Genomic DNA, 21,746 nt, shown 5'->3' with positions numbered 1-21,746 from the left:
ACGCCGTCATGACGATCATACGCCAGCACGCATCCAGGAGATACGCCCGTAACAATGCGGGACCGGATCGGGCTGGCGCTTTTTTTTGCACAGCGATCCGACTTGGATCCTATTGTTTACAGACGGAGGAGGCTTAATGCCTGCGACTCACTCTCCCACTCCTGCGCGGTCCTGGATAGTTCGCCTGGCACGCGTGTGCTGGGAACGTAAGAAACTTAGCATCATCGTAGTGGTAGCGTCGGTCTCGACCATTCTGCTGGCCGCGCTGACGCCGTTGCTGACAAGGCAAGCGGTGAACGACGCGCTGGCGGGCAATCCGACTCGTCTGCCGTGGCTGGCCTGCGGGCTATTGCTGATTGCCTTTTTTGATTTCATCGGTAACTACGTGCGCCGCGGTTATGCCGGGGAGCTCTCGCTCTGGGTGCAGCACACCCTGCGAGGACGGGCATTCGACAGTATTCAAAAACTTGACGGCGCAGGCCAGGACGCACTGCGCACCGGGCAGGTGATTTCACGGACCAACAGCGATCTGCAGCAGGTACATACCCTGCTACAGATGTGCCCGGTGCCGCTGGCGGTGTTCACTTATTACATTGCCGGCATTGCCGTGATGCTGTGGATGTCACCCGCCATGACGCTCATCGTCGTGTGCGTACTGGCATGCCTGGCTATCACTGCGCTGCGCGCGCGTCGCCGGGTCTTTGCGCAAACCGGGCTGGCCTCGGACCGACTGGCAAATCTCACCGAACATATGCGCGAGGTGCTGGCGCAGATCTCAGTGGTAAAATCCTGCGTGGCGGAGCTGCGTGAAACGCGCTGGCTGGATCGCCAGTCGCGGCAGATGGTGCGGGTACGCATCGGCGCGGCCATCTCGCAGGCGATGCCAGGTGCCACCATGCTGGCGCTACCGGTGCTCGGGCAAATCGTCCTGCTGTGCTACGGCGGCTGGTCGGTTATGCACGGGCGCATCGATCTCGGCACCTTCGTGGCGTTTGCCAGCTTCCTCGCGATGCTGACCGGGCCAACCCGTGTACTGGCATCGTTTCTGGTTATCGCCCAGCGCACCCAGGCGTCCGTGGAGCGCGTGTTTGCTCTGATCGACACCCGTTCGCAGATGGAAGACGGGACGGAGGCGATTAACGGTCAGGTTATCGGGCTGCAACTGGAGAATATGAGCTTCGAGTACCGTGGCGGCAGACGCATCCTCAGCGATGTCTCCTTTTCCCTGCACGCCGGTGAAACGGTGGCGGTAGTGGGCGCATCGGGTTCCGGGAAATCCACGCTGCTGATGCTGCTGGCGCGTTTTTACGATCCCAGCGCCGGAGAGATATGGCTCAACACCAGCGCAGGCCGACAGAACCTCCGCGATCTCAGGCTGGAGGCGCTTCGTCGTCGGGTAGGCGTTGTGTTTGAGGATGCTTTTCTGTTTGCCGGTACGGTGGCGGAAAATATCGCCTACGGGCACCCTCAGGCAACGGCGGACGACATTCGCCTCGCGGCGAGGGCAGCAGGAGCCAGCGATTTTATCAACGCCCTGCCGAAAGGCTTCGATACCCAATTAACCGAACGCGGTACGAATCTTTCCGGCGGACAGAGGCAGCGAATCGCGCTGGCACGGGCGCTCATTACCGCGCCGGAAGTGTTGATCCTCGATGACACCACCTCGGCGGTCGATGCCGGTACTGAAGCGGAGATCAACACCGCGCTGAGTCGCTATGCTGACGAAAAGCATATGCTGCTGGTGATTGCCCGACGCCGTTCGACGCTTCAGTTAGCCAGCCGGATTGTGGTGCTGGATAAGGGCCGGGTGGTGGACACCGGAACCCAGGCAGAACTTGAAGCGCGCTGTCCGGCGTTCCGCGCGCTGATGACCGGTGACGGCGATTTCCTCGCGCCTTCCCACAGTGGGCCTAACGGATTGTGGCCGACCGTACCAGCGGCACAAGACGATGCGGCGCAGACGGGGGATAAAGGCTTTGTCGCCCGTATGACGCGCGTGCCGGAAAATGCAGTACAGCAGGCGCTGGCCGGTAAAGGCCGCAAAGTCACGTCGCTGCTGAAGCCCGTGGCGTGGATGTTCGTCATCGCCGCCCTGCTGATCGCCCTCGATTCGGCGGCAGGCGTCGGGGTACTTATACTGTTGCAGCGCGGCATTGACTCCGGCGTTGCCACAGGCGATATGTCGACTATCGGCCTCTGTGCCCTATTCGCCCTGTGCCTGGTGGCCGTGAGCTGGTGCTGTTATTCACTACAGACTGTCTTCGCCGCCAGAGCGGCAGAGTCAGTCCAGCATACGGTGCGCTTGCGCAGCTTCGGCCATATGCTGCGTCTTGGTCTCCCCTGGCATGAAAAGCATGTCGATTCACGTCTGACCCGCATGACCGTAGATGTGGACTCTCTCGCCCGCTTTCTGCAAAACGGCCTTGCCGGTGCAGCCACCAGCCTGGTGACAATGTTCGCCATCGCCGCCGCCATGTTCTGGCTCGACCCGCTCCTGGCGCTGACGGCATTAAGCGCGGTGCCAGTGGTCGCACTGGCAACCTGGATTTATCGCCGCCTCAGCTCCCCTGCTTATGCGCAGGCGCGGCTGGAAATAGGCAAAGTCAACAGCACCCTGCAGGAGAAAGTCTCCGGCTTGCGCGTTGTGCAATCGCATGGCCAGCAGGAACAGGAAGCCGCCCGGCTGCGCGCGTTATCGGATCGGTTCCGTGCGACCCGCGTACGTGCGCAAAAATACCTTGCCGTCTATTTCCCGTTCCTGACCTTCTGCACCGAGGCCTCCTATGCCGCCGTTCTTCTGGTGGGTGCATCGCGAGTCGCCGAAGGCGAAATGACCGCCGGGGTGCTGGCGGCTTTCTTCCTGCTGCTGGGGCAATTCTATGGGCCAGTGCAGCAGTTATCAGGAATTGTCGACGCCTGGCAGCAGGCGACGGCCAGCGGCAAACATATCAATGAACTGCTGGCGACCGAAGGCACAGAGAACATCGAGCCCTCTTCCGCACCGCCCGCCACCGGCGCGCTGCATCTTAATGAGCTCACGTTCAGTTATCCCGACAGTCCTCAACCCGCGCTGAACAAACTTACCCTGACAATCCCTGAGGGAAGGGTCGTCGCGGTCGTTGGTCGCAGCGGTGCGGGTAAGTCAACGCTGATCAAGCTGATCGCCGGATTGTATTCCCCCACCCACGGCAGGATCAGCATTGGCGATCGGATAATTGATGATGCCTCGCTTGCCGATTACCGTCGCCAGATTGGGCTGGTCGATCAGGATGTGGCGTTGTTTAGTGGTGATATTGCGGAAAACATTCGTTATTCACGGCCATCCAGTACCAATGACGACGTTGAGATTGCCTCTCAACGGGCAGGGCTGTATGAGACGGTGCGCAATCTGCCGCAGGGATTCCGCACACCGGTGAATAACGGCGGTGCCGATCTGTCCGCAGGTCAGCGCCAGCTGATTGCACTGGCCCGCGCACAACTGGCGAATGCTCACATCCTGCTGCTCGATGAAGCCACGTCACGCCTGGATCGCACATCCGAAGAGCGATTGATGTCATCGTTAACAGACGTCGCGCACACCGGGAAGCACCTGGCGCTGATTGTGGCGCACCGTCTGACCACCGCGCAGCGCTGCGATCTGATTGCCGTTATCGATAAGGGGCAGCTTGCGGAATACGGCACCCACGAACAGCTGTTAGCGGCCGGCGGCCTCTACACCCGCTTGTGGCATGACAGCGTCGGCAGCTCTGTTCCCCATCGCCAGCACGACATCACGGGGGGAATCGTGGAAGAGTAATTGCGCACGTAAGACATTACAAAACACGCGCTAAAGCGGCTGTTCCCGGAATAGCCGCTTTAGCTATTTATACTGACACCCTTCATATTCAAAGAGAGTGAATGCTGAACATGCAACAACATCCCTCTGCTATCGCCAGGCTGCGCAGCCAGCTGGCAGCAGGCCACATTGCTAACCTTTCTGACTTCTGGCGAGACGCTGAGTCGCTAAATGTACCGCTGGTGACGCCAGTCGACGGAGCGAAAGACGAGCGTGATGTGACATTTCTGTGGCGCGCCAGGCACCCTCTACAGGGCGTTTATCTGCGTCTGAATCGGGTGACGGATAAAGAGCACGTGGCGAAAGGGATGATGACCGCCCTTCCCGCGACGGATATCTGGACTCTGACACTGCGTTTACCCGCAAGCTACTGCGGCTCCTATTCGCTGGTGGAAATCCCCCCCGGCACCCCGGCCGAGACGATTGCACAGTCCGGAGGCCGCTTTGCTACCCTCGTCGGGCACGCCGATCCGCTAAACAAAACGCCGGGGATCAACGTTCGGGGAAGCACACAGGAGTCGGTGCTGGCGCTTGATAAAGCCCCCGCCCAGTCCGAATGGCGCGGCGGGTCACCCAGCGGGCAATTGCTTACCTCGGCGCGCACTCTCGCCGGGGAATCGCGCCGGGTTCGGCTCTATCTGCCGGACGTTGATGTTTCGCAGCCCCTCGGCCTGGTGGTACTGCCCGATGGTGAAACCTGGTTCGATCACCTTGGCGTATGCGCGGCAATTGACGCCGCCATAAACAACGGACGCATCGTGCCTGTGGCTGTACTTGGCATCGACAATATCGATGAACACGAGCGAACTGCGATACTCGGCGGGCGCAGCGAGCTGATAAAGGATATCGCCGACCAGTTGTTGCCGACGATCCGCGCCGAACACCCGCAGCGGCGGTGGGCAGACCGTTCGCGCACCGTGCTGGCCGGACAGAGCCTCGGCGGGGTCAGCGCGCTCATGGCCGCTCGTTACGCACCGGAAACGTTCGGGCTGGCGCTCAGCCACTCCCCTTCGATGTGGTGGACGCCAGAGGGTGCCAGCCGGCCAAACGTGTTCAGCGAAACCGATACGTCATGGGTGAGCGAACATCTGCTTTCTGCCCCGCCGCAGGGTGTGCGCATCCGCCTGTGCGTGGGATCGCTGGAAGGTTCGACGGTACCCCACGTTCAGCGGCTGCATCAGCAGTTGCTTACCGCTGGCGTCGACAGCCATTGCGCAATGTATACCGGGGGTCACGATTACGCATGGTGGCGCGGCGCACTGATTGACGGGCTTGGTTTACTCCAGGGTTGACTTGACCCGCGAACACTTTCAGGCAACTGTACAGGCTTCCTGAATAAAGAAAATGTCACCTGCGGAAAAGGAATAAACATCAGATGTATGCCCGCGAGTATCGCCCAACACGCTCACGCAAGGCGCTTGTCACTCTTCTTTCTGGTCTCACCCTTATCTGGAATGCGCACGCTTTCGCAAAGCCGGATATGCAGCCACTGGGGCCGAATATCGCCGATAAAGGCTCTGCGTTTTACCATTTCAGCGTCAACTCGTTCGACTCCGCCGATGGCAGCCGCCATTATCGGGTATGGACGGCCGTGCCAAATAAAGCCGCACCGGCGTCGGGCTACCCGATTTTATATATGCTCGACGGCAACGCAGTTATGGACCGCCTGAACGACGACCTGCTCAAACAGCTGGCAGAAAAATCACCGCCGGTGATTGTGGCTGTCGGGTATCAGACCAACCTCCCCTTCGATCTCAACGGCAGGGCCTACGACTATACGCCAGCAGCAGAAAGCGGCAAAACGGATACCCGCAGCCGTAAGAGTGGGGGTAGCAACGACTTCCGCCAGTTACTGGAAACGCGTATAGCGCCAAAGGTGGAACAGGGATTGAATATCGATCGGCAGCGTCGCGGCCTGTGGGGGCACTCCTACGGCGGCCTGTTCGTGCTGGATGCATGGCTGTCTTCCCCTTATTTCCGGACGTATTACAGCGCCAGCCCGTCGTTGGGCAGAGGCCATGATGCGCTACTGAGCCGCATCACGGCGGTTGAGCCGTCGCAATACTGCGCCAGGCGCCTGATGATAATGGAAGGTTCGGCGACACCGGGCGATAACCGGGAAACACATGCTGCCGGAGTGCTGACGAAAATTCATGCCACCCTCGCCACGCTGGAAGATAAAGGCGTCAATGCCGCCTTTTGGGATTTCCCAAACCTGGGACACGGGCCGATGTTCAACGCCTCCTTCCGCGGAGCGCTGTTAGATATCAGTGGTGAAAACGCAGGTAACACAGCAGGCTGTCATTCATTAAGCCGCTAAACACTGCCCGCCTTGACGCGGGCAGTACACCTGTAACACTACGATCAAAATGACGCGGTAACACCGGCATAATAAGCCCGGCCAGGCTCGTTATAGGTATTCGCCCCTTCGGAAGATCGGTAGATCTGTTTATCTAAGATATTGCTGACACCAACGTTAAGACGTAGATTTTTATTAATATCGTAATTGAAGTTCGTCCCCACCAGCGAATAAGCGCCCAGCTCTTTACCTGACAGACCGCCAGTATCTTCACTACGAGTTTCCGAATGAGTACGCGGTTTTTGTCTGCCGTATAACGTCCAGTTGACGCTGGCAGAGAACGCCTGGGTGATGGTCCAGTCAAGCGAGTTATTAATGGTGTATTTCGGGATGATCGACAGCGGGTTACCGGTGTCTTTTTGCTCCGAGGTGATCATCCAGGTGGCATTGGTATTCCAGTTCAGACGATCTTTCACCAGCGGGAACGCCATGCTGGCTTCGATACCGTCCACCAGCGCTTTCCCGCCGTTCTGCCACTGGAGAATATATGCGCCGGAAGCGGTTTGCCCGATAACATTATCGCCGGCCACGATCTTATTCTGGTAGTCATTGCGGAAGTAGGTCACGCTGGCATGGTAATCTTCCCAGGCGAACTCCAGCCCAATTTCTTTATTGATGCTGATTTCCGGATCGAGATCTTTATTACCGATCAGGTAGCAGCCGCCCGATGTAATATCTTTTGGACAACCGTTGCCTTTCGAGTAGAGCAGATAACCTTCGCTGGATTGGTACAGGTTTGGTGCTTTAAAGGTTCGGGCAATCCCCGCTTTGACTTTGAAGTAATCGCCCAATTCCTGCGAGAGGTTCAGGCTGGGGCTGAAGTTACCGCCGGACTCGTTGAGATAATCAAAGCGCAGGCCGGGAATGATATTCGTGCCGGGAACCGGCTCAATATTATCTTCAATATACAGCGCACTGATTTGGGAATGGTTTTTACTGCTGCGATCCGCAGCCGAGCCAGAAATGCCGCCGATATCACTGTCATCCACGGTCAGGCTGGTAGAGGAAGGATCGTCGAGCTCATCGCGGCTCCACTCCGCACCCACGGTCAGCGTTTGATCGACCAGCGCATTCAGCGGAATATTAAGCTCGCCGCTGGTTCGCCAGGAGCTCAGGCGATTGGTCGTGAACTTTTCATCCGCCGAAATACGCCCTTCACCGCCACCGGATAATCCTTCATTCATGCGGGTGTTATTGGTTTTCTCATAATAGACACCAAAACGGCTTTGACCCCAGTCCCAGATACCATTGTGCGTAACGCCATAATTCTGCCGGTAAAGGCGGTTCGTCTCCTCGCCGGATTTCGCCAGGCTTTCAGTGACGGCACTGGAAGAACTGTTTTGCGTATCGCCTGCATAGATATTCCCCTGACGGCTATATCCGGCTTCGAAATCGATAATTTGCTGCGGATTTAATTTCCACGAGACAACGCCGTTAATATCTTTGTTGCGCACCCCTTCATGCCCGGCCGCGTTTTTCGTACCGGCCGAGGAGTTAATATCCCAGCTGTCGGCATCGGTTTTATTCAGGTTTCCGTACAGGCGCATGGTCAGCGCATCGCCAGCCAGCGGCCCGCTAAGGCTGAAGTTGGCGCGACGCGTAGCGCCTTCGTCGCTGCTTTCCGGCTGGTTGGTGTATAACGACAGCGAACCGTGCCAGTCGTTGGTAGGGCGTTTGGTAATGATGTTCACCACCCCGCCCGCTGCGCCCGAACCGTAGCGTGCCGCCGCAGGGCCGCGGATCACTTCAATACGCTCAACCTGTTCCGGTGGCACCCAGTTGGTGTCGCCGCGGGTATCACGCTCTCCACGCCAGCTATAACGCACGGCGTTGCGCGACGTCACCGGCACACCATCAATTAAAATTAAGGTGTTCTCCGGCCCCATGCCGCGAATGTCGATCTGGCGGTTATTACCACGTGTACCCGAGGCGCTGTTGCCGGTCAGATTGACACCGGGCATTTTGCGAATAATATCGGAGAGATCGTTGACCGGAGGGTTCTTTTTAATATCTTCGCTGGTAATAATCGACACGCCCGGCTGCTGTTTGAGTACCTGCTCAGCGGTGGCTTCCACCACCAGGGTCTCGTCGTTATCATCGGAGGATTTTGCCAGTGATACCTGACTGTTCAACCCTGCCAGGAGCGCAGTGAGCGGCCAGAAGATCTTGATAATTCTCATACCCATTCCCTAATACATGCCTAACGTAAAAGTGATCGATCGTTAAGCTCACATCCTTGCCAGATATTTTAAACTGCCATTATTTTTATAATAAGAATGATAATTAATATCATTTGGAGAGGATTAAGGCAATCCTTAATACACGGATGCGCGCATTAATGAAACGCACGCATTGGCCCGGAGTGATTCTTCCCGGGTACCACCCTGTGCGTTCGTAAAGCTGGCATACTGAAACAGCGGAAGAAGAGAACAGCCCATTGGTATTTCGTGTAGTGACATAACGTTAATATGTCATTACAAGGGAACGCAGCCCCGGTAAGCGCAAGCGCCACCGGGGAAAGAAAGGTTATTGTTGCGCTAACTGATTGCGACGGTACTCGCCCTGGCGCTCCAGCATCCAGCCAGGATACTCGCGCGGCAGCGCGCTGACCGCATCCAGCTGTTTCAGCTCATCATCGCTCAGCTGAATGCCGGTTGCGGCAATGTTGTCATCCAACTGATCGACCCGTTTCGCCCCGATGATGACGCTGGTCACCGCTTTCTGGTGCAGCAGCCACGCCAGCGCGATTTGCGCCACGGAAACGCCTTTACTTTCGGCGATGGTACGCATCACGTCCACGCAGTCGAAGGCGCGATCTTTATTCACCGGCGGGAAGTCGAACGCCAGGCGACGACTACCGGCCGCGCTCTGCCCGTCGCGATCGTATTTTCCGCTCAGCAGACCACCCGCCAGCGGGCTCCATACCATCAACCCGACGCCTTCGCTCTGCATCATCGGCACCAGTTCGCGCTCAAGGTCGCGCCCGGCGATGGTGTAGTACGCCTGCAATGAGGCAAAACGCGCCAGCCCCAGACGCTCAGAGATGCCGAGCGCTTTGGCAATCTGCCATGCCGCCCAGTTCGAGACGCCGATATAGCGTACGTGACCGTGCTGCACAAGATTATCCAGCGCGTAAAGCGTCTCCTCGATGGGGGTCGCGGGGTCGAAACCGTGCAGCTGATAGAGATCGATATGATCCAGCTGCAAGCGACGCAGGCTCTCCTTCACGCCGCTGATGATGTGATAGCGCGAGCTACCGCGCGAGTTCACCCCCGCTGTGCCGGTTTCACCGAACACCTTGGTGGCAACGACCACGTTTTCGCGCGGAATTTTCAGGTTCTTCAGCGCCTGCCCGGTGATCTCCTCTGAACGCCCTTCCGAGTAGACATCTGCCGTGTCGATAAAATTGATCCCGGCGTCCAGCGCGCGGCCCACCAGCTGCTCGGCGTCGCTTTGCTGAAGCTGACCAATTTTGCCCCACATGCCGCCTTCACCGCCGAAGGTCATGGTGCCGAGGCAGAGTTCAGAAACAAACAGTCCGGTATTGCCCAGTTTTTGATAACGCATAACGCTTTCCTCGCATGTCGATTGGATGTCTGTTAGTTATACCCGCCCCCCAGCCATCGCGAATGTGGCGTTCCTGTCCGTTTCTTGCCCAATCCTCTGAATCTATCCGCGCGGGGCGTCGCCAAAGACGCTGTAGTCTGGCAGCCGCACCTGCTGATACGGCTCCCAGCCGCCGCCGAGGGCTTTGTAGAGCGCCACCAGGTCAAGCGCGCTCTGCACTTGCGCCTGCGCCCGCTGCTGTTCGGCCTGAGCGAGCTGACGCTGGGCGTCCAGCACGTCAATAAAGCTGGCGATCCCCTGCCGGTAGCTGTCGCTGGCGAGATCAAAGGCGTTTTGCAGCGCGTCGATGGTTTTCGCCAGGCCCGCTTCACGCTGCTGGTCGGTGCGATAGCTCACCAGCGCGTTTTCAACGTCGCCGAGCGCCGTCAGTACCGTCTGGCGATAGTCCAGCACTGCCGCCCCCTGCTGCGCGCGCGCCACCTTTACGCTGGAGACCAGCCGACCGCCCTGGAAAATCGGTATGGAAACCTGCGGGCCAAAGCTGTAGAAGTGGCTGCTCCAGTCGGTCAGCCAGTTAGATTCACTGTTGCGCAGGCCAAACTGTCCGGAGAGGGTAAAGCTCGGGAACAGTTCTGCCACCGAGACGCCAATCTGCGCCGTGGCGGCATGGAGATTCGCCTCGGCTTCGCGCACGTCCGGGCGACGGCGGGCCAGCGTCGACGGAATACCGGTCTGCACAATATCTGGCAGGGCAGGCATCGGCTGCACGGATTGCAGTTCGGCATCCAGCGCGCCCGGAGGTTTGCCGAGCAGGATCGCCAGCCCGTTCATCGCCTGGCGTTCCTGCGCCTGATACTGCGGCAGCTGCGCTTCAAGATTGCCCAGCTGCGCCCGGGCGTTCTCCACGTCCATCTGCGGCGACAGCCCGCCCCGCTGGCGGCTTTCGGTCAGATCCAGCGTCTGCTGTGCGCTTTCAATTTGCGTATTAAGCGTGGCAATGATGCTCTGCGCCCCACGCAGCTGTAGCCACGCCCGCGCCACTTCGGCTTCCAGCGAGACCAGCGCATCGTTACGCTGCTCGATCGCCGCCCGCTGCTGCGCCTCAGCCGCTTCTACCTGACGGCGCACCTTGCCCCACAGGTCGATTTCCCACTGGGCGTCGAAGCTGCCCTGATAGAGGTTTATCGGCTGCGTCAGCGGGCCTAACGCGCCCCGCAGTTCAGGATCGACATTATTCAACTGGTCATACACGCCGTGGGATTTCAGCTCCCCTTCCAGCCCAAGCTGCTGGCGCGTCGCCTGCACATTGCCATTCACCGACGGGAAAAACGCCCCGCCGGCCTGGTTAATCTGTTCGCGCGCGCCGGCAATGCGTAATACCGTTTGCTGTAGCGTCAGATTCCCGGCGATGGCGCGTTCAATCAGGCTGTCGAGCTGCGGCGAGCCGAAGGTTTTCCACCAGCGCGGGTTAGTGGCCGCGGAGGAAGTTTGCGATTTCACCGCGCTGTCGCCCTTATCGTTCCAGTGCGTGGTGGCGGGCGGTGCAGGCTGTTGGTAGTCCGGCCCGACGGCGCAGCCCACCAGCAGCATCATTATCATCAGAGGGTGTAAACGTCTGTGTATCATCAGTGTGCTCCTGCACTCCCCTCGCTCTTAACCGGCGAGAGCAACAAACAAAACGGAATCAGTAATAGGGCCACCGCGCTCAGAATGGTGAAGACGTCGATGTAGGCCAGAAAGCGCGACTGCTCGATCATCGTCTGGTACATCCGCCCGGTGGCAATGCCGGTCGGATCGCCCACCTGAGTGGTGAAGTTCTGGATCGCCTGGGCGCTTTCGCGAATCGCCAGCTGGAACTGCTCGTTAAACGGCGAAGCGTGGTAAGCCAGATGCGCGCTGTGCGCCTGCGAGCGCTCGGTGATCGCCGCCGTCGAGAGCGAAATCCCAATCGAGCCGGCCACGTTGCGGAACATGGTAAACAGCGCCGCCGCGTCGGCGTTAAGCCGCCTCGGGATCGAGATAAAGGCGATGGTGGTGAGGGGCACAAACAGGAACCCCAGTCCAATCGACTGGGCGCTGCGGAACAGCACCAGCGTTTCGAAGTCGATATCCGGCGTCAGCGTGCGGGACCAGAAGAACGACACCGCCAGGCAGGTAAAGCCGAAGGCGATGATCCAGCGCGTCTGCACCACCGGCATCAGCTTCAGCACCAGCGGGATGGTCAGCACAATCAGCACCGCGCCAGGCGAGAGCACCAGCCCGGACCAGGTGGCGGTATAGCCCAAATCCTGCTGCGCCAGCTGCGGAATAACCACCGAGCTGCCGTACAGGATCATCGCCATCCCCGCCATCAGCAGGCTGGAGATCGCAAAGTTGCGGTCCTTCATACAGTGCAGATCCACCACCGGCTTTCTGGCATACATCAGCCAGTAGATCGCGCCGATAATGCCGACCAGCGTCAGTACTGCGAAGGTGCGGATAAAGTTCGAATAGAACCAGTCATCATCTTCGCCCCGGTCGAGCATCACCTGCAAACAGCCAAGACCGAGGGCGATCAGGCCGATCCCCGTCCAGTCGACGGTGAGCTTCTCTTCCGACTTTTTCTCCCACGGCGGATCTTCCAGCAGCTGATAGATGGCCAGCACCGTCACAATCCCTACCGGGATATTGATAAAGAACACCCAGCGCCAGGAGTAGTTATCGGTGATCCAGCCCCCCAGCGTGGGACCGAGTACCGGCGCGACGATAATGGCAATGGATGAAAGGCCAAAGGCTTTGCCCCTGTCCTCCGGCTTGAAGTAGTCGAGTAGCACCGACTGCTGGGTAGGCTGCAATCCGCCGCCAAAGAACCCCTGCATCACGCGGAACAGGATGATTTGCCATAGCTCGGTGGCGATGCCGCACAGGAACGAGCAGATGGTGAACATCACAATGCAGATCAGGAAGAACTGCTTGCGACCAAACAGACGGCTCAGAAAAGCCGAAATTGGCAGCACGATGCCGTTCGCCACCAGGTAGCTGGTGAGCACCCAGGTGGATTCGTCATAGCTGGCCGAGAGCGACCCTGCGACGTGGGGCAGCGCCACGTTGACGATGGTGGTGTCCAGAATTTCCATAAACACCGCCAGGGTGACCACAATCGCCACCGCCCACGGGTTACTGGCGGGCTTCCAGTTATCGTGGCTGTGATCCGTCATTCCACGGTGACCTTCGGTTCAACCGACAGCCCCAGCGGCAGCGGCTTGTTCGGATCCAGCCCTTTATCAATGACGATTTTCACCGGCACGCGCTGAACGATCTTCACAAAGTTACCGGTGGCGTTTTCCGACGGGAAGGCGGAGAAGCGCGAGCCGCTGCCCTGCTGGATGCTGTCGATATGGCCTTCCAGCTCCATATCCGGCCAGGCATCGACGGACACGGTCACTTTGTCGCCCGGCTTCATGCGCTCAAGCTGCGACTCCTTGAAGTTCGCCACCACCCACACGTTCGGGGAAACCAGCGAGAACAGCGCCGTACCTGCCTGCACCAGCGTACCGGGCTGGACGTTGCGTTTGGTGACAAAACCGTCGAACGGGGCGCGGACTTCGGTATAAGAGAGGTTCAGGTTGGCGGTTTCCAGCTGCGCTCTGGCCTGATCGACCTGCCGTTCGCGGGCTTCGACGTTGGTCTCCTGCTGGCGGATTTGCAGCTGAACCTGCTCCGCCACTTCCAGCTGCGCCTGCGCGCTGGCCAGATCCGCCTGGGCACTCCGCAGTTGAGCGTTCGCGGCATCGATACTTTGTTGCGTGGTCGCGCGCGGGTCAACGCCGCGCTGACGGCGGTACTCCGCCTGCGCGTTGGCCATATCCGCCTGAGCTTTCAGTACCTGGGCTTTGGCTTCATCGCGCTGGGCGGGATATTGCACCTTCGAGAGCGCCAGCTGCGCCTGCGCCTGGTGCAACTGCGCAACCGCCAGCCCAAGCTGGGCCTGGGCCTGATCGCGCTGGGCGGTGGTATCACGCGGATCGATCACCACCAGCACATCCCCTTTCTTCACGCGCTGGTTATCCCGCACGCGAAGTTCGGTGACGTAGCCTGCCGTTTTTGGGGCAATGGTCACTACGTCGCCGTCGGTGAAGGCGTCGTCGGTGGTCTCTTCGTTACGGGTTAAAAACCACCAGACCAGCGCCACAATCACCATCACGATGACCACGATACCAAGGATAATTAACGGTTTTTTCCCCGGGCGCTTGCGCTCGTTATTGTTTTGATCCTGCTCGTCAGCAGGTGGGTTTTGATCTTCTGCCATAGTTCAGCAACGGTCCTGTCAGTGAGCGGCATCACACTATGCCGTTCACTAAAGCTAGGACGTTGCTATACATTTGCCAGGAAAAACTGACAAATTGCGCACTATATGAGAAGGAATAGTCCGAAACCCACCGCCGCTGACCAGAGCAGCATCGGGATTGACCATAAATGGAAGCGCCACCAGATGCGGCGATCGTTGGCCATCCGCAGGGCGATGAGGTTAGCCAGCGAGCCAGGCAGCAACCCAAAGCCGCCGACGTTGACCGCCCACGCCAGCAGTACCGTTGGGGGAACATAGTTAAGCAGCAAAATGGTGGACGGCACGTTACTGATCACCTGCGAGAGACCAATCGCCGTCAGCCATAATCCCGGCTGTGACAGACCGCTGACGCTATGGAGAACGTTCTGCAATACCGGGAGCTGGATCAGGAGATGGACGTCAATAAACATCGCCATAAACACCAGCAGCAGCGTCCAGTCAACGCTCACCAGCACCCGCCGGGCGAGGAACAGGAAGCCGCACGCCACCAGCAGCGCGCCCGCCAGCGCCTGGTTTAACTCCAGCGCGATAAGGAAAACGATATACAGCCCCAGGCAGCTCCAGACGAGACGCGGCTGCCACTGGGGGCCGGTTGTACCGCTGTGGTACTGCAACGATTTATTCGGGAAAGCAAACCAGCCCACCGCCAGCAGCGACGCCACGATCGCCAGCGCCAGCGGCGCCATCTGCCCGGTAAACGCGGTAAACGACAGGCCGGAGCGTCCCCACAGCAGAATGTTCTGCGGGTTACCGATAGGCGTGAGCAGCGAGCCCGCATTGACGGCCAGCGCTTCAAAGATAATCAGACGGGTAACCGGTATTTCGCACAGCTTACGCAGCGTGAGCGTAAGCGGCACCACGATAAAAAGCGCCACGTCATTAGTGAGAAACGTCGACAACAGCGCCGCCGAAAAGACCATAAACAGGGCCAGCTTGCGCTCGGTGGCGAAGCGGCGCACCATTTTGCGCCCCAGCACGTCAAAATAGCCGCTCAGCTCCACGCCTTTGGTGAGCATCATCAAACCGCTCAGAGTAATAATGGTGCGCCAGTCTATGGCCGCCGGCCAGGTGTGCGGCGTGAAGGGCACAAAGACGCTGAGCCCAACGCCAGTGATCAGTAAAAGATGGAAAAAGCGATCGCGTTTCAGGGCCTGCAAGCCGGGGATGTTCATTCAGCGGAGGGACCGTATTTGAGCGTAAACTCGCGGAACTTCAACAGCGTCTCTTCACTGACGTGGTGTTCCATACCTTCGGCATCCCGACGGGCAATTTCCGGGCTGACGCCCAGCACCAGTAAAAAATTCTCGACGATCTGGTGGCGCTCGCGGCTCTCCTGCGCCAGCTTTTCGCCCTCAGCGGTGAGAAACACCCCGCGCCAGGGGATCATTTCGATCAGCCCGACCGACGCCAGACGTTTTAACATTTTGGCAACGGTTGGCTGCGACACCCCCAGGCGTGCGGCCATATCCACCTGGCGCGCTTCTCCAACCTCACGGATCAGATCAGAGATCAGTTCGACATAATCATCAATCAGCTCCCGGCGGTGCGCCTCACGCACCTGGCGGAAGCCTTCCACATGCTCTTCAACGTTCACCAGTTGCGTCGTTTTTTTTGTTGTTGGCTTACCTGCGCGACGGTTCATTGTGCTTCCTCAATGGGGTTGACGCTTCCAGCGCCCTGTAACGGAGCGCACATTGTAAACCATAGCTCTACAAGCACAAAAAATTAACGAATTAGCCATAGCTATACAATATAGCCTGTGCTATATCTGTATGTAATGCAGTCACCCTTCACGGATCGAAGGGATCATGAATCAGGAGGTCTTATGAATGAATTCAAGAGGTGTATGAACGTGTTTACCCACTCTCCTTTTAAAGTGCGCCTGATGCTGTTGAACATGCTGTGCGATATGTTTAACGCCAAACCGCAGCAGGACGACAATTCTTCCCACTAAGCGGCGTCGCGGTACGCCGCTTCATTTTCCCGTCACACTTACGTTGTAAACTGGCCTGTTCCCGATTATTTTTGCGGATTTGCAGCCCGCTTCGCAAAACATCTGTTTAGCAACTGTTGACCTTAATTCACGCTCGCACTATCTTCTTGCAGCCCTGCACAATTTGCGGCTCGCTGAAGCGGACCTCTCATTCCCTTTCCACGCACTGTCCGGCAGGCTTTGACCCTTGACGCCAGGGTGAGCACATGGCGTTTTCGTGATAGTGATCTATGAACGTAACCCTGATTGATACACTTGTTACCCGCAGCCGGGCCTTAAGCCCGTGGACGGGATTCTATTTTTTGCAATCGCTGTTGATTAACTTTGCTCTTGGCTACCCCTTTAGCCTGCTTTATGCCGTCGGATTCACCTGTATTCTTCACCTGCTCTGGCGAAGCGCACCGCGCGTGCAGAAAGTGCTTATCGGGATCTGTTCTCTGATTGCTGCCGCCTATTTCCCGTTTGGCCAGGCCTATGGCGCGCCGAACTTTAATACTCTGCTGGCGCTCCACTCCACCAATATGGAAGAGTCCACAGAGATCCTGACGATCTTTCCGTGGTACAACTACGTGGTTGGCCTTTTCATTTTTGCCCTCGGTGTGATTGCGGTTCGTCGTAAGCCCGTCGGGAAAAAGGCATGGGGTAAAATTGAAAGCCTGTGCCTGGCCTTTAGCGTGGTGACGTTTTTTGTTGCACCGGTACAAAATCTGGCCTGGGGCGGCGTGTTTAAGCTTAAAGATACCGGGTATCCGGTGTTTCGCTTCGTCAAAGACGTGGTGGTGAATAACGAGGAAGTGCTCGACGAGCAGGCGCGTATGGCCGAGCTTTCCACCATGAAAGATACCTGGAACGTGCTGGCGGTGAAACCGAAGTATCACACTTACGTGGTGGTGATCGGGGAAAGCGCGCGTCGCGATGCGCTCGGCGCGTTTGGCGGTCACTGGGATAACACGCCGTTTGCCAGCGCCGTTAACGGTACGCTGTTTACCGACTACGTGGCGGCCAGCGGCTCGACGCAGAAATCACTCGGTCTGACGCTCAACCGCGTGGTGGATGGAAAACCGCAGTTTCAGGATAATTTTGTCACCCTGGCCAACCGGGCAGGTTTTCAGACATGGTGGTTCTCTAACCAGGGACAGATCGGCGAGTATGATACCGCCATCGCCAGCATCGCGAAGCGTGCCGACGAGGTACAGTTCCTGAAAAGCGGTGATTTCGAAGCCGATAAAAACACAAAAGATGAAGCGTTGCTAAAAATGACGGCGCAGGTCTTTGCTACTCAGCGCACCCAGCCGCAGCTGATTGTCCTGCACCTGATGGGGTCACACCCGCAGGCATGCGATCGTACCGGGGGAAAATATGCGGAGTTTGTGCAATCCAAAGAGACCTCGTGTTATCTCTACACCATGACGCAAACCGACGATCTGCTCAGCAAGCTGTACGCACAGCTGCGCAACAGCGGCGACAGCTTCTCGATGGTCTATTTCTCTGACCACGGTCTGGCATTTAAGGAGCGCGGTAAACAGGTGCAGTATCTGGCACACGATGACAAGTTCCAGCAAAACTTCCAGGTACCGTTTATGGTGCTGTCGAGTGATGACAAAACGCATCGCATCATCAAAGCGCGCCGTTCCGCGAACGATTTCCTGAAATTCTTCTCACAATGGACGGGGATTAAGGCGAAAGAGATAAAAAATGATTACCCGTTTATCTCCGGGAAGAAGGGCCCGCCAGTTTACATTACCAACTTTAAGTTACAGAAAGTCGACTATACCCATCTTGGGACGGATATTTTCGATATTAAGAGTAAGTAATTTCTGCCGTTTCGTGCGGGCTGATGCCCTCACCGACCCTCTCCCACGGGGAGAGGGTACAAACAAAAAAAATCCGCCACATTGGGCGGATTTTTTACTGGCTCACCGAAGTGATTAGAAGCGGTAACCTACGCCCGCGATCCAGGTGCCAACGTCAACGTTGCGGATACGGCTCTGCTCATAGGAGAAGTCCAGAGCAACGTTTTCGATTGGGTTGAACTGCATACCTGCGCCATAGGAGAAACCATAGTCGCTGTTGCTTGCAGTACGGTTCAGACCCTGGTTTTCGGTCTGCTGGAATTTACCGTAGCCAACACCTACAACACCGTAGATGCTTGCCCAGTCATTCAGGCGGTAAGCAGGACCCGCGGTGATGCCGTAGTACTGACCTTTATTGTAAGAGCCATTTTCAGTACGATCTTTCTCGGTGTAAGTGAAAGAACCGATCACACCCAGCGGGTTGTTGTCTTGCTCATAACGGTACTTCAGGTTGAAACCGTTGGTTTTGTTCATCACGCCCTGCATATCGCTCTGAGCGTAACCACCAGTTACAGTAGAAGTTGCCGCTACAGCGGTACCTGCGGAAACAGCCAGAACAGCTGCCAGTGCTGAAAGACATGCAATTTTTTTCATAACCACCTCAAATGTGCTTCAAGTAAGTCCGTAAGTTTTAAATATATCAAAAAATTCTGTGAAACTCTTTGTCATTCACGATGTCTAATGCGACCTTTCCTGTAACAGAACATTTCCAGCACCAGCTATCTCGTTCAAATAACTCCAGATTTTCACCTGTAAATGCTAATAGTGCGCGTCATTGCCATTTAGTTCATCCAGATTATTCCTAATCTTTCAGGCGATAAAATCATCAACGTTTTCTCATTTTACGGATTTTCCCTGGATTTTTTTCAACAGTAGCTCAACCGTTGCAGCTTATTTCCATTACACTGCGACTTTTACCTCATTTGACATAAATTGACAGGAGAAAGGATGCCAGGTTTACCTCGTAAATCGTCGGTCTGGATGCCGGTGGCAGTCATACTTATCGCGATGATGTCCATACAAAGCGGCGCGTCGCTGGCAAAATCGCTGTTTCCGCTGGTTGGTGCGCCCGGCGTCACGGCGCTGCGTATCTCATTAGGCACCCTGATCCTCGTGGTTGTTTTTAAACCCTGGCGGCTACGGTTTAAAAAGGAGCAGCGACTGCCACTGCTTTTTTATGGGCTGGCGCTGGGAGGGATGAACTACATGTTCTATCTCTCTATTCAGACGATCCCGCTGGGGATCGCGGTCGCGCTTGAATTTACCGGCCCGCTGGCGGTTGCCCTCTTCTCTTCTCGTCGTCCGGTAGACTTTATCTGGGTCGTACTGGCCGTGCTGGGGCTATGGTTCCTGCTGCCGCTCGGGCAAAGCGTTTCACAAATCGATCTGACAGGAGCAGCTCTGGCGCTGGGCGCGGGGGCATGCTGGGCGGTGTATATTCTCACTGGCCAGCGTGCGGGGGAAGAGCACGGCCCCGCGACGGTCGCCTTAGGCTCGCTGATTGCCGCCGTTATCTTTGTCCCGATTGGAATGGCACAAGCGACAGACTCAATATGGCAATGGTCAATCCTGCCGGTTGGGCTGGCGGTTGCCATTCTCTCCACGGCGCTGCCCTACTCTCTGGAGATGATCGCCCTGACGCGCCTGCCCACACGCATTTTTGGTACGCTCATGAGCATGGAGCCCGCGCTGGCCGCCATCTCAGGAATGATTTTCCTCGGTGAAACCCTGACCCTGGTACAAACGCTGGCGCTCTGTTCCATTATCGCGGCGTCTATGGGCTCCACCCTGACCATGCGTCCGGAACCTAAAGTGGAAAAAATAGACCTCAACTAAGCCTTAAATTCTGCATGGCTAACCCGCCATGCAGAATATACGCCACGTCAGTAGCTCAAATAATTTCTTACAAACTCTCTCATATTGCCAAAATATTTCACCTGCTCGCCTTCCGGCAAAGCGAATTAAGATTGATCTGTATCAATTTAAATAAACCACTTACTTTTCAAATATTTGATAATACAACCTTCCTTTCGCTATTAAACCGATAGGCAGAGCCAAACCGCAGAGAAAAAATCCGGTGCTATACTTAGTCCCGTAATTACCTGGGACACAAACATCAAGAGGATATGAGATTATGAGTACCGCTAAACTGGTGAAAACGAAAGCGTCTAATCTGCTTTATACCCGTAACGATGTATCGGATAGCGATAAAAAAGCGACCATCGAGTTGCTGAATCGCCAGGTGGTCCAGTTCATCGATCTTTCGCTGATCACCAAACAGGCCCACTGGAATATGCGCGGTGCAAACTTTATTGCCGTTCATGAAATGCTGGATGGCTTCCGCACAGCACTGGTGACTCACCTGGATACCATGGCCGAACGCGCCGTACAGCTCGGTGGCGTGGCACTGGGTACAACACAGGTGATCAACAGCAAAACGCCACTGAAAAGCTATCCGCTGGATATCCATACCGTTCAGGATCACCTGAAAGAGCTGGCGGATCGTTATGCGATTGTGGCGAACGATGTTCGTAAAGCGATTGGCGAAGCCAAAGATGAAGATACCGCTGATATCTTCACTGCCGCATCACGCGACCTGGATCAGTTCCTGTGGTTCATCGAGTCCAACATCGAATAATCCCTGCGGATTGTCCGAATAACCCTCGCCCCTGGCGGGGGTTTTGCACATTTATGGTGCGCACTTTTGCCCGCAATGGCCGCAAAAGTGAATAAAATGTAATAATCACCTCACACAACCGTTAACGGAAGATTGTTTTTTCGTCAGATTCTGCGCTAAATATCCCCCTGTCAGAAGACCTTAACGAAGCGCACCAAAACGGTGCTCCATTCTGGTGCAACCTGGCAGAATTGCCACGCTTTTTGTGCAATGCGTGACATCATCCCCTTTGCAAAACAACAGCTTGTAAAATTGGCACGATTTTTTCATTGTGCCTGAGGTTCTCGCAGGGGATCGCCCCGTGGATATAAAAGGAAATGTTATGAAGTCTGTATTAAAAGTTTCACTGGCTGCACTTATCCTGGCGTTTGCGGTGTCCTCGCAGGCTGCCGACAAACTGGTTGTGGCGACTGACACGGCGTTCGTACCGTTTGAATTCAAACAGGGTGATAAATACGTTGGTTTTGACGTGGATCTGTGGGCCGCTGTCGCAAAAGAACTCAAACTGGATTACACCCTGAAGCCAATGGATTTCAGCGGCATTATCCCGGCACTGCAAACCAAAAACGTTGACCTGGCGCTGGCAGGCATCACCATTACCGAAGAACGTAAAAAAGCCATCGACTTCTCTGACGGCTACTACAAAAGCGGCCTGCTGGTGATGGTGAAAGCGGATAACAACGACGTGAAAAGCGTGAAAGATCTCGACGGTAAAGTGGTCGCCGTGAAGAGCGGAACCGGCTCCGTTGATTACGCGAAAGCCAACATCAAAACCAAAGACCTGCGTCAGTTCCCGAACATCGACAACGCTTACATGGAACTGGGCACCAACCGCGCTGACGCGGTGCTGCACGACACGCCTAACATCCTTTACTTCATCAAAACCGCCGGTAATGGCAAGTTCAAAGCGGTAGGTGATTCCCTGGAAGCTCAGCAGTACGGTATTGCGTTCCCGAAAGGCAGCGACGACCTGCGTAACAAAGTTAACGGCGCGCTGAAAACCCTGAAAGAGAACGGCACCTATAACGAAATCTACAAAAAATGGTTCGGTACCGAGCCTAAATAATTTCACCTGACTTCAGGTTTGTAACGCCCGGTGGCGCTTCCGCTTACCGGGCCTACGTTTTTTGTTTTT

At 56.6% G+C, this 21,746-nt stretch carries 16 protein-coding genes; 8 read left to right on the top strand and 8 right to left on the bottom strand.

The window, feature by feature from the left end:
• Positions 1 to 136: 136 nt before the first annotated feature.
• The 3 genes from iroC (at position 137) to ACOTWU_RS01465 (ending at position 6,155) form a co-directional block, all read left to right on the top strand.
• Entirely contained in the window at positions 137 to 3,796 is a 3,660-nt protein-coding gene (gene iroC, locus ACOTWU_RS01475; RefSeq protein WP_062938637.1) for a salmochelin/enterobactin export ABC transporter IroC, read from the top strand.
• Positions 3,797 to 3,897: 101 nt separating this feature from the next.
• On the top strand, positions 3,898 to 5,127 hold the full coding sequence (locus ACOTWU_RS01470; RefSeq protein ID WP_017384910.1) for an esterase family protein: 1,230 nt from the start codon (positions 3,898 to 3,900) through the stop codon (positions 5,125 to 5,127).
• Positions 5,128 to 5,210: 83 nt separating this feature from the next.
• Positions 5,211 to 6,155 (top strand): alpha/beta hydrolase, encoded by a 945-nt coding sequence (locus tag ACOTWU_RS01465; RefSeq protein ID WP_015571052.1) that lies wholly within the window; start codon positions 5,211 to 5,213, stop codon positions 6,153 to 6,155.
• A gap of 44 nt (positions 6,156 to 6,199) precedes the next feature.
• Here ACOTWU_RS01465 and iroN read toward each other — a convergent pair whose 3' ends face one another.
• From iroN to mntR, 7 genes are all read right to left on the bottom strand, one after another.
• The gene (gene iroN, locus ACOTWU_RS01460; RefSeq protein WP_026080738.1) at positions 6,200 to 8,374 is read right to left on the bottom strand and encodes a siderophore salmochelin receptor IroN; all 2,175 of its coding nucleotides are present in this window, start codon (positions 8,372 to 8,374) and stop codon (positions 6,200 to 6,202) included.
• A 346-nt stretch (positions 8,375 to 8,720) separates the two neighbouring features.
• On the bottom strand, positions 8,721 to 9,761 hold the full coding sequence (locus ACOTWU_RS01455; protein WP_015571054.1) for an aldo/keto reductase: 1,041 nt from the start codon (positions 9,759 to 9,761) through the stop codon (positions 8,721 to 8,723).
• Between the two features lie 102 nt (positions 9,762 to 9,863).
• Positions 9,864 to 11,387, bottom strand: coding sequence for an efflux transporter outer membrane subunit (locus ACOTWU_RS01450; RefSeq protein WP_017384913.1), 1,524 nt, complete (start codon positions 11,385 to 11,387; stop codon positions 9,864 to 9,866).
• A complete protein-coding gene (locus ACOTWU_RS01445) occupies positions 11,387 to 12,958 on the bottom strand; it encodes a DHA2 family efflux MFS transporter permease subunit (RefSeq protein WP_015571056.1) in 1,572 nt (523 codons plus the stop codon). The genes ACOTWU_RS01450 and ACOTWU_RS01445 overlap by 1 nt, the downstream gene beginning before the upstream one ends.
• Entirely contained in the window at positions 12,955 to 14,049 is a 1,095-nt protein-coding gene (locus ACOTWU_RS01440; protein ID WP_062938638.1) for an HlyD family secretion protein, read from the bottom strand. Before ACOTWU_RS01440 ends, ACOTWU_RS01445 begins: the two co-directional genes overlap by 4 nt.
• Positions 14,050 to 14,150: 101 nt before the next feature.
• Positions 14,151 to 15,260, bottom strand: a complete 1,110-nt coding sequence (locus ACOTWU_RS01435) for an anion transporter (protein WP_017384914.1) — start codon at positions 15,258 to 15,260, stop codon at positions 14,151 to 14,153.
• On the bottom strand, positions 15,257 to 15,730 hold the full coding sequence (gene mntR, locus ACOTWU_RS01430; protein WP_015571059.1) for a manganese-binding transcriptional regulator MntR: 474 nt from the start codon (positions 15,728 to 15,730) through the stop codon (positions 15,257 to 15,259). Before mntR ends, ACOTWU_RS01435 begins: the two co-directional genes overlap by 4 nt.
• 183 nt (positions 15,731 to 15,913) lie before the next feature.
• Between mntR and mntS the strand changes: the two genes are divergently transcribed.
• Positions 15,914 to 16,042, top strand: a complete 129-nt coding sequence (gene mntS, locus ACOTWU_RS01425; RefSeq protein ID WP_017384915.1) for a manganase accumulation protein MntS — start codon at positions 15,914 to 15,916, stop codon at positions 16,040 to 16,042.
• Between the two features lie 269 nt (positions 16,043 to 16,311).
• Positions 16,312 to 17,895 (top strand): phosphoethanolamine transferase, encoded by a 1,584-nt coding sequence (locus tag ACOTWU_RS01420; RefSeq protein WP_062938639.1) that lies wholly within the window; start codon positions 16,312 to 16,314, stop codon positions 17,893 to 17,895.
• 114 nt (positions 17,896 to 18,009) lie between these two features.
• On the opposite strand, the gene ompX is transcribed toward ACOTWU_RS01420, so the two are convergent.
• On the bottom strand, positions 18,010 to 18,528 hold the full coding sequence (ompX, locus tag ACOTWU_RS01415; protein WP_003858450.1) for an outer membrane protein OmpX: 519 nt from the start codon (positions 18,526 to 18,528) through the stop codon (positions 18,010 to 18,012).
• Between the two features lie 354 nt (positions 18,529 to 18,882).
• Between ompX and rhtA the strand changes: the two genes are divergently transcribed.
• The 3 genes from rhtA to glnH all read left to right on the top strand — a co-directional run bounded on the left by rhtA (position 18,883) and on the right by glnH (position 21,677).
• Positions 18,883 to 19,770 (top strand): threonine/homoserine exporter RhtA, encoded by an 888-nt coding sequence (rhtA, locus tag ACOTWU_RS01410; RefSeq protein WP_126499040.1) that lies wholly within the window; start codon positions 18,883 to 18,885, stop codon positions 19,768 to 19,770.
• Between the two features lie 298 nt (positions 19,771 to 20,068).
• The gene (gene dps, locus ACOTWU_RS01405) at positions 20,069 to 20,572 is read left to right on the top strand and encodes a DNA starvation/stationary phase protection protein Dps (protein WP_000100801.1); all 504 of its coding nucleotides are present in this window, start codon (positions 20,069 to 20,071) and stop codon (positions 20,570 to 20,572) included.
• Between the two features lie 361 nt (positions 20,573 to 20,933).
• Positions 20,934 to 21,677 (top strand): glutamine ABC transporter substrate-binding protein GlnH, encoded by a 744-nt coding sequence (glnH, locus tag ACOTWU_RS01400; protein ID WP_421625753.1) that lies wholly within the window; start codon positions 20,934 to 20,936, stop codon positions 21,675 to 21,677.
• Positions 21,678 to 21,746 lie beyond the last annotated feature (69 nt).

It is taken from the genome of Enterobacter cloacae complex sp. GYL001, assembly GCF_049237125.1.
In the GTDB taxonomy this organism is placed as follows: domain Bacteria; phylum Pseudomonadota; class Gammaproteobacteria; order Enterobacterales; family Enterobacteriaceae; genus Enterobacter; species Enterobacter hormaechei_C.
This window is presented reverse-complemented; position numbering and strand designations above follow the sequence as displayed.

Bases quoted from the DNA above. Each gene is read 5' to 3' on its own strand.
- iroC (WP_062938637.1), top strand. From the start codon at position 137: ATGCCTGCGACTCACTCTCCCACTCCTGCGCGGTCCTGGATAGTTCGC.
- ACOTWU_RS01470 (WP_017384910.1), top strand. From the start codon at position 3,898: ATGCTGAACATGCAACAACATCCCTCTGCTATCGCCAGGCTGCGCAGC.
- ACOTWU_RS01465 (WP_015571052.1), top strand. From the start codon at position 5,211: ATGTATGCCCGCGAGTATCGCCCAACACGCTCACGCAAGGCGCTTGTC.
- iroN (WP_026080738.1), bottom strand. From the start codon at position 8,374: ATGAGAATTATCAAGATCTTCTGGCCGCTCACTGCGCTCCTGGCAGGG.
- ACOTWU_RS01455 (WP_015571054.1), bottom strand. From the start codon at position 9,761: ATGCGTTATCAAAAACTGGGCAATACCGGACTGTTTGTTTCTGAACTC.
- ACOTWU_RS01450 (WP_017384913.1), bottom strand. From the start codon at position 11,387: ATGATACACAGACGTTTACACCCTCTGATGATAATGATGCTGCTGGTG.
- ACOTWU_RS01445 (WP_015571056.1), bottom strand. From the start codon at position 12,958: ATGACGGATCACAGCCACGATAACTGGAAGCCCGCCAGTAACCCGTGG.
- ACOTWU_RS01440 (WP_062938638.1), bottom strand. From the start codon at position 14,049: ATGGCAGAAGATCAAAACCCACCTGCTGACGAGCAGGATCAAAACAAT.
- ACOTWU_RS01435 (WP_017384914.1), bottom strand. From the start codon at position 15,260: ATGAACATCCCCGGCTTGCAGGCCCTGAAACGCGATCGCTTTTTCCAT.
- mntR (WP_015571059.1), bottom strand. From the start codon at position 15,730: ATGAACCGTCGCGCAGGTAAGCCAACAACAAAAAAAACGACGCAACTG.
- mntS (WP_017384915.1), top strand. From the start codon at position 15,914: ATGAATGAATTCAAGAGGTGTATGAACGTGTTTACCCACTCTCCTTTT.
- ACOTWU_RS01420 (WP_062938639.1), top strand. From the start codon at position 16,312: ATGAACGTAACCCTGATTGATACACTTGTTACCCGCAGCCGGGCCTTA.
- ompX (WP_003858450.1), bottom strand. From the start codon at position 18,528: ATGAAAAAAATTGCATGTCTTTCAGCACTGGCAGCTGTTCTGGCTGTT.
- rhtA (WP_126499040.1), top strand. From the start codon at position 18,883: ATGCCAGGTTTACCTCGTAAATCGTCGGTCTGGATGCCGGTGGCAGTC.
- dps (WP_000100801.1), top strand. From the start codon at position 20,069: ATGAGTACCGCTAAACTGGTGAAAACGAAAGCGTCTAATCTGCTTTAT.
- glnH (WP_421625753.1), top strand. From the start codon at position 20,934: ATGAAGTCTGTATTAAAAGTTTCACTGGCTGCACTTATCCTGGCGTTT.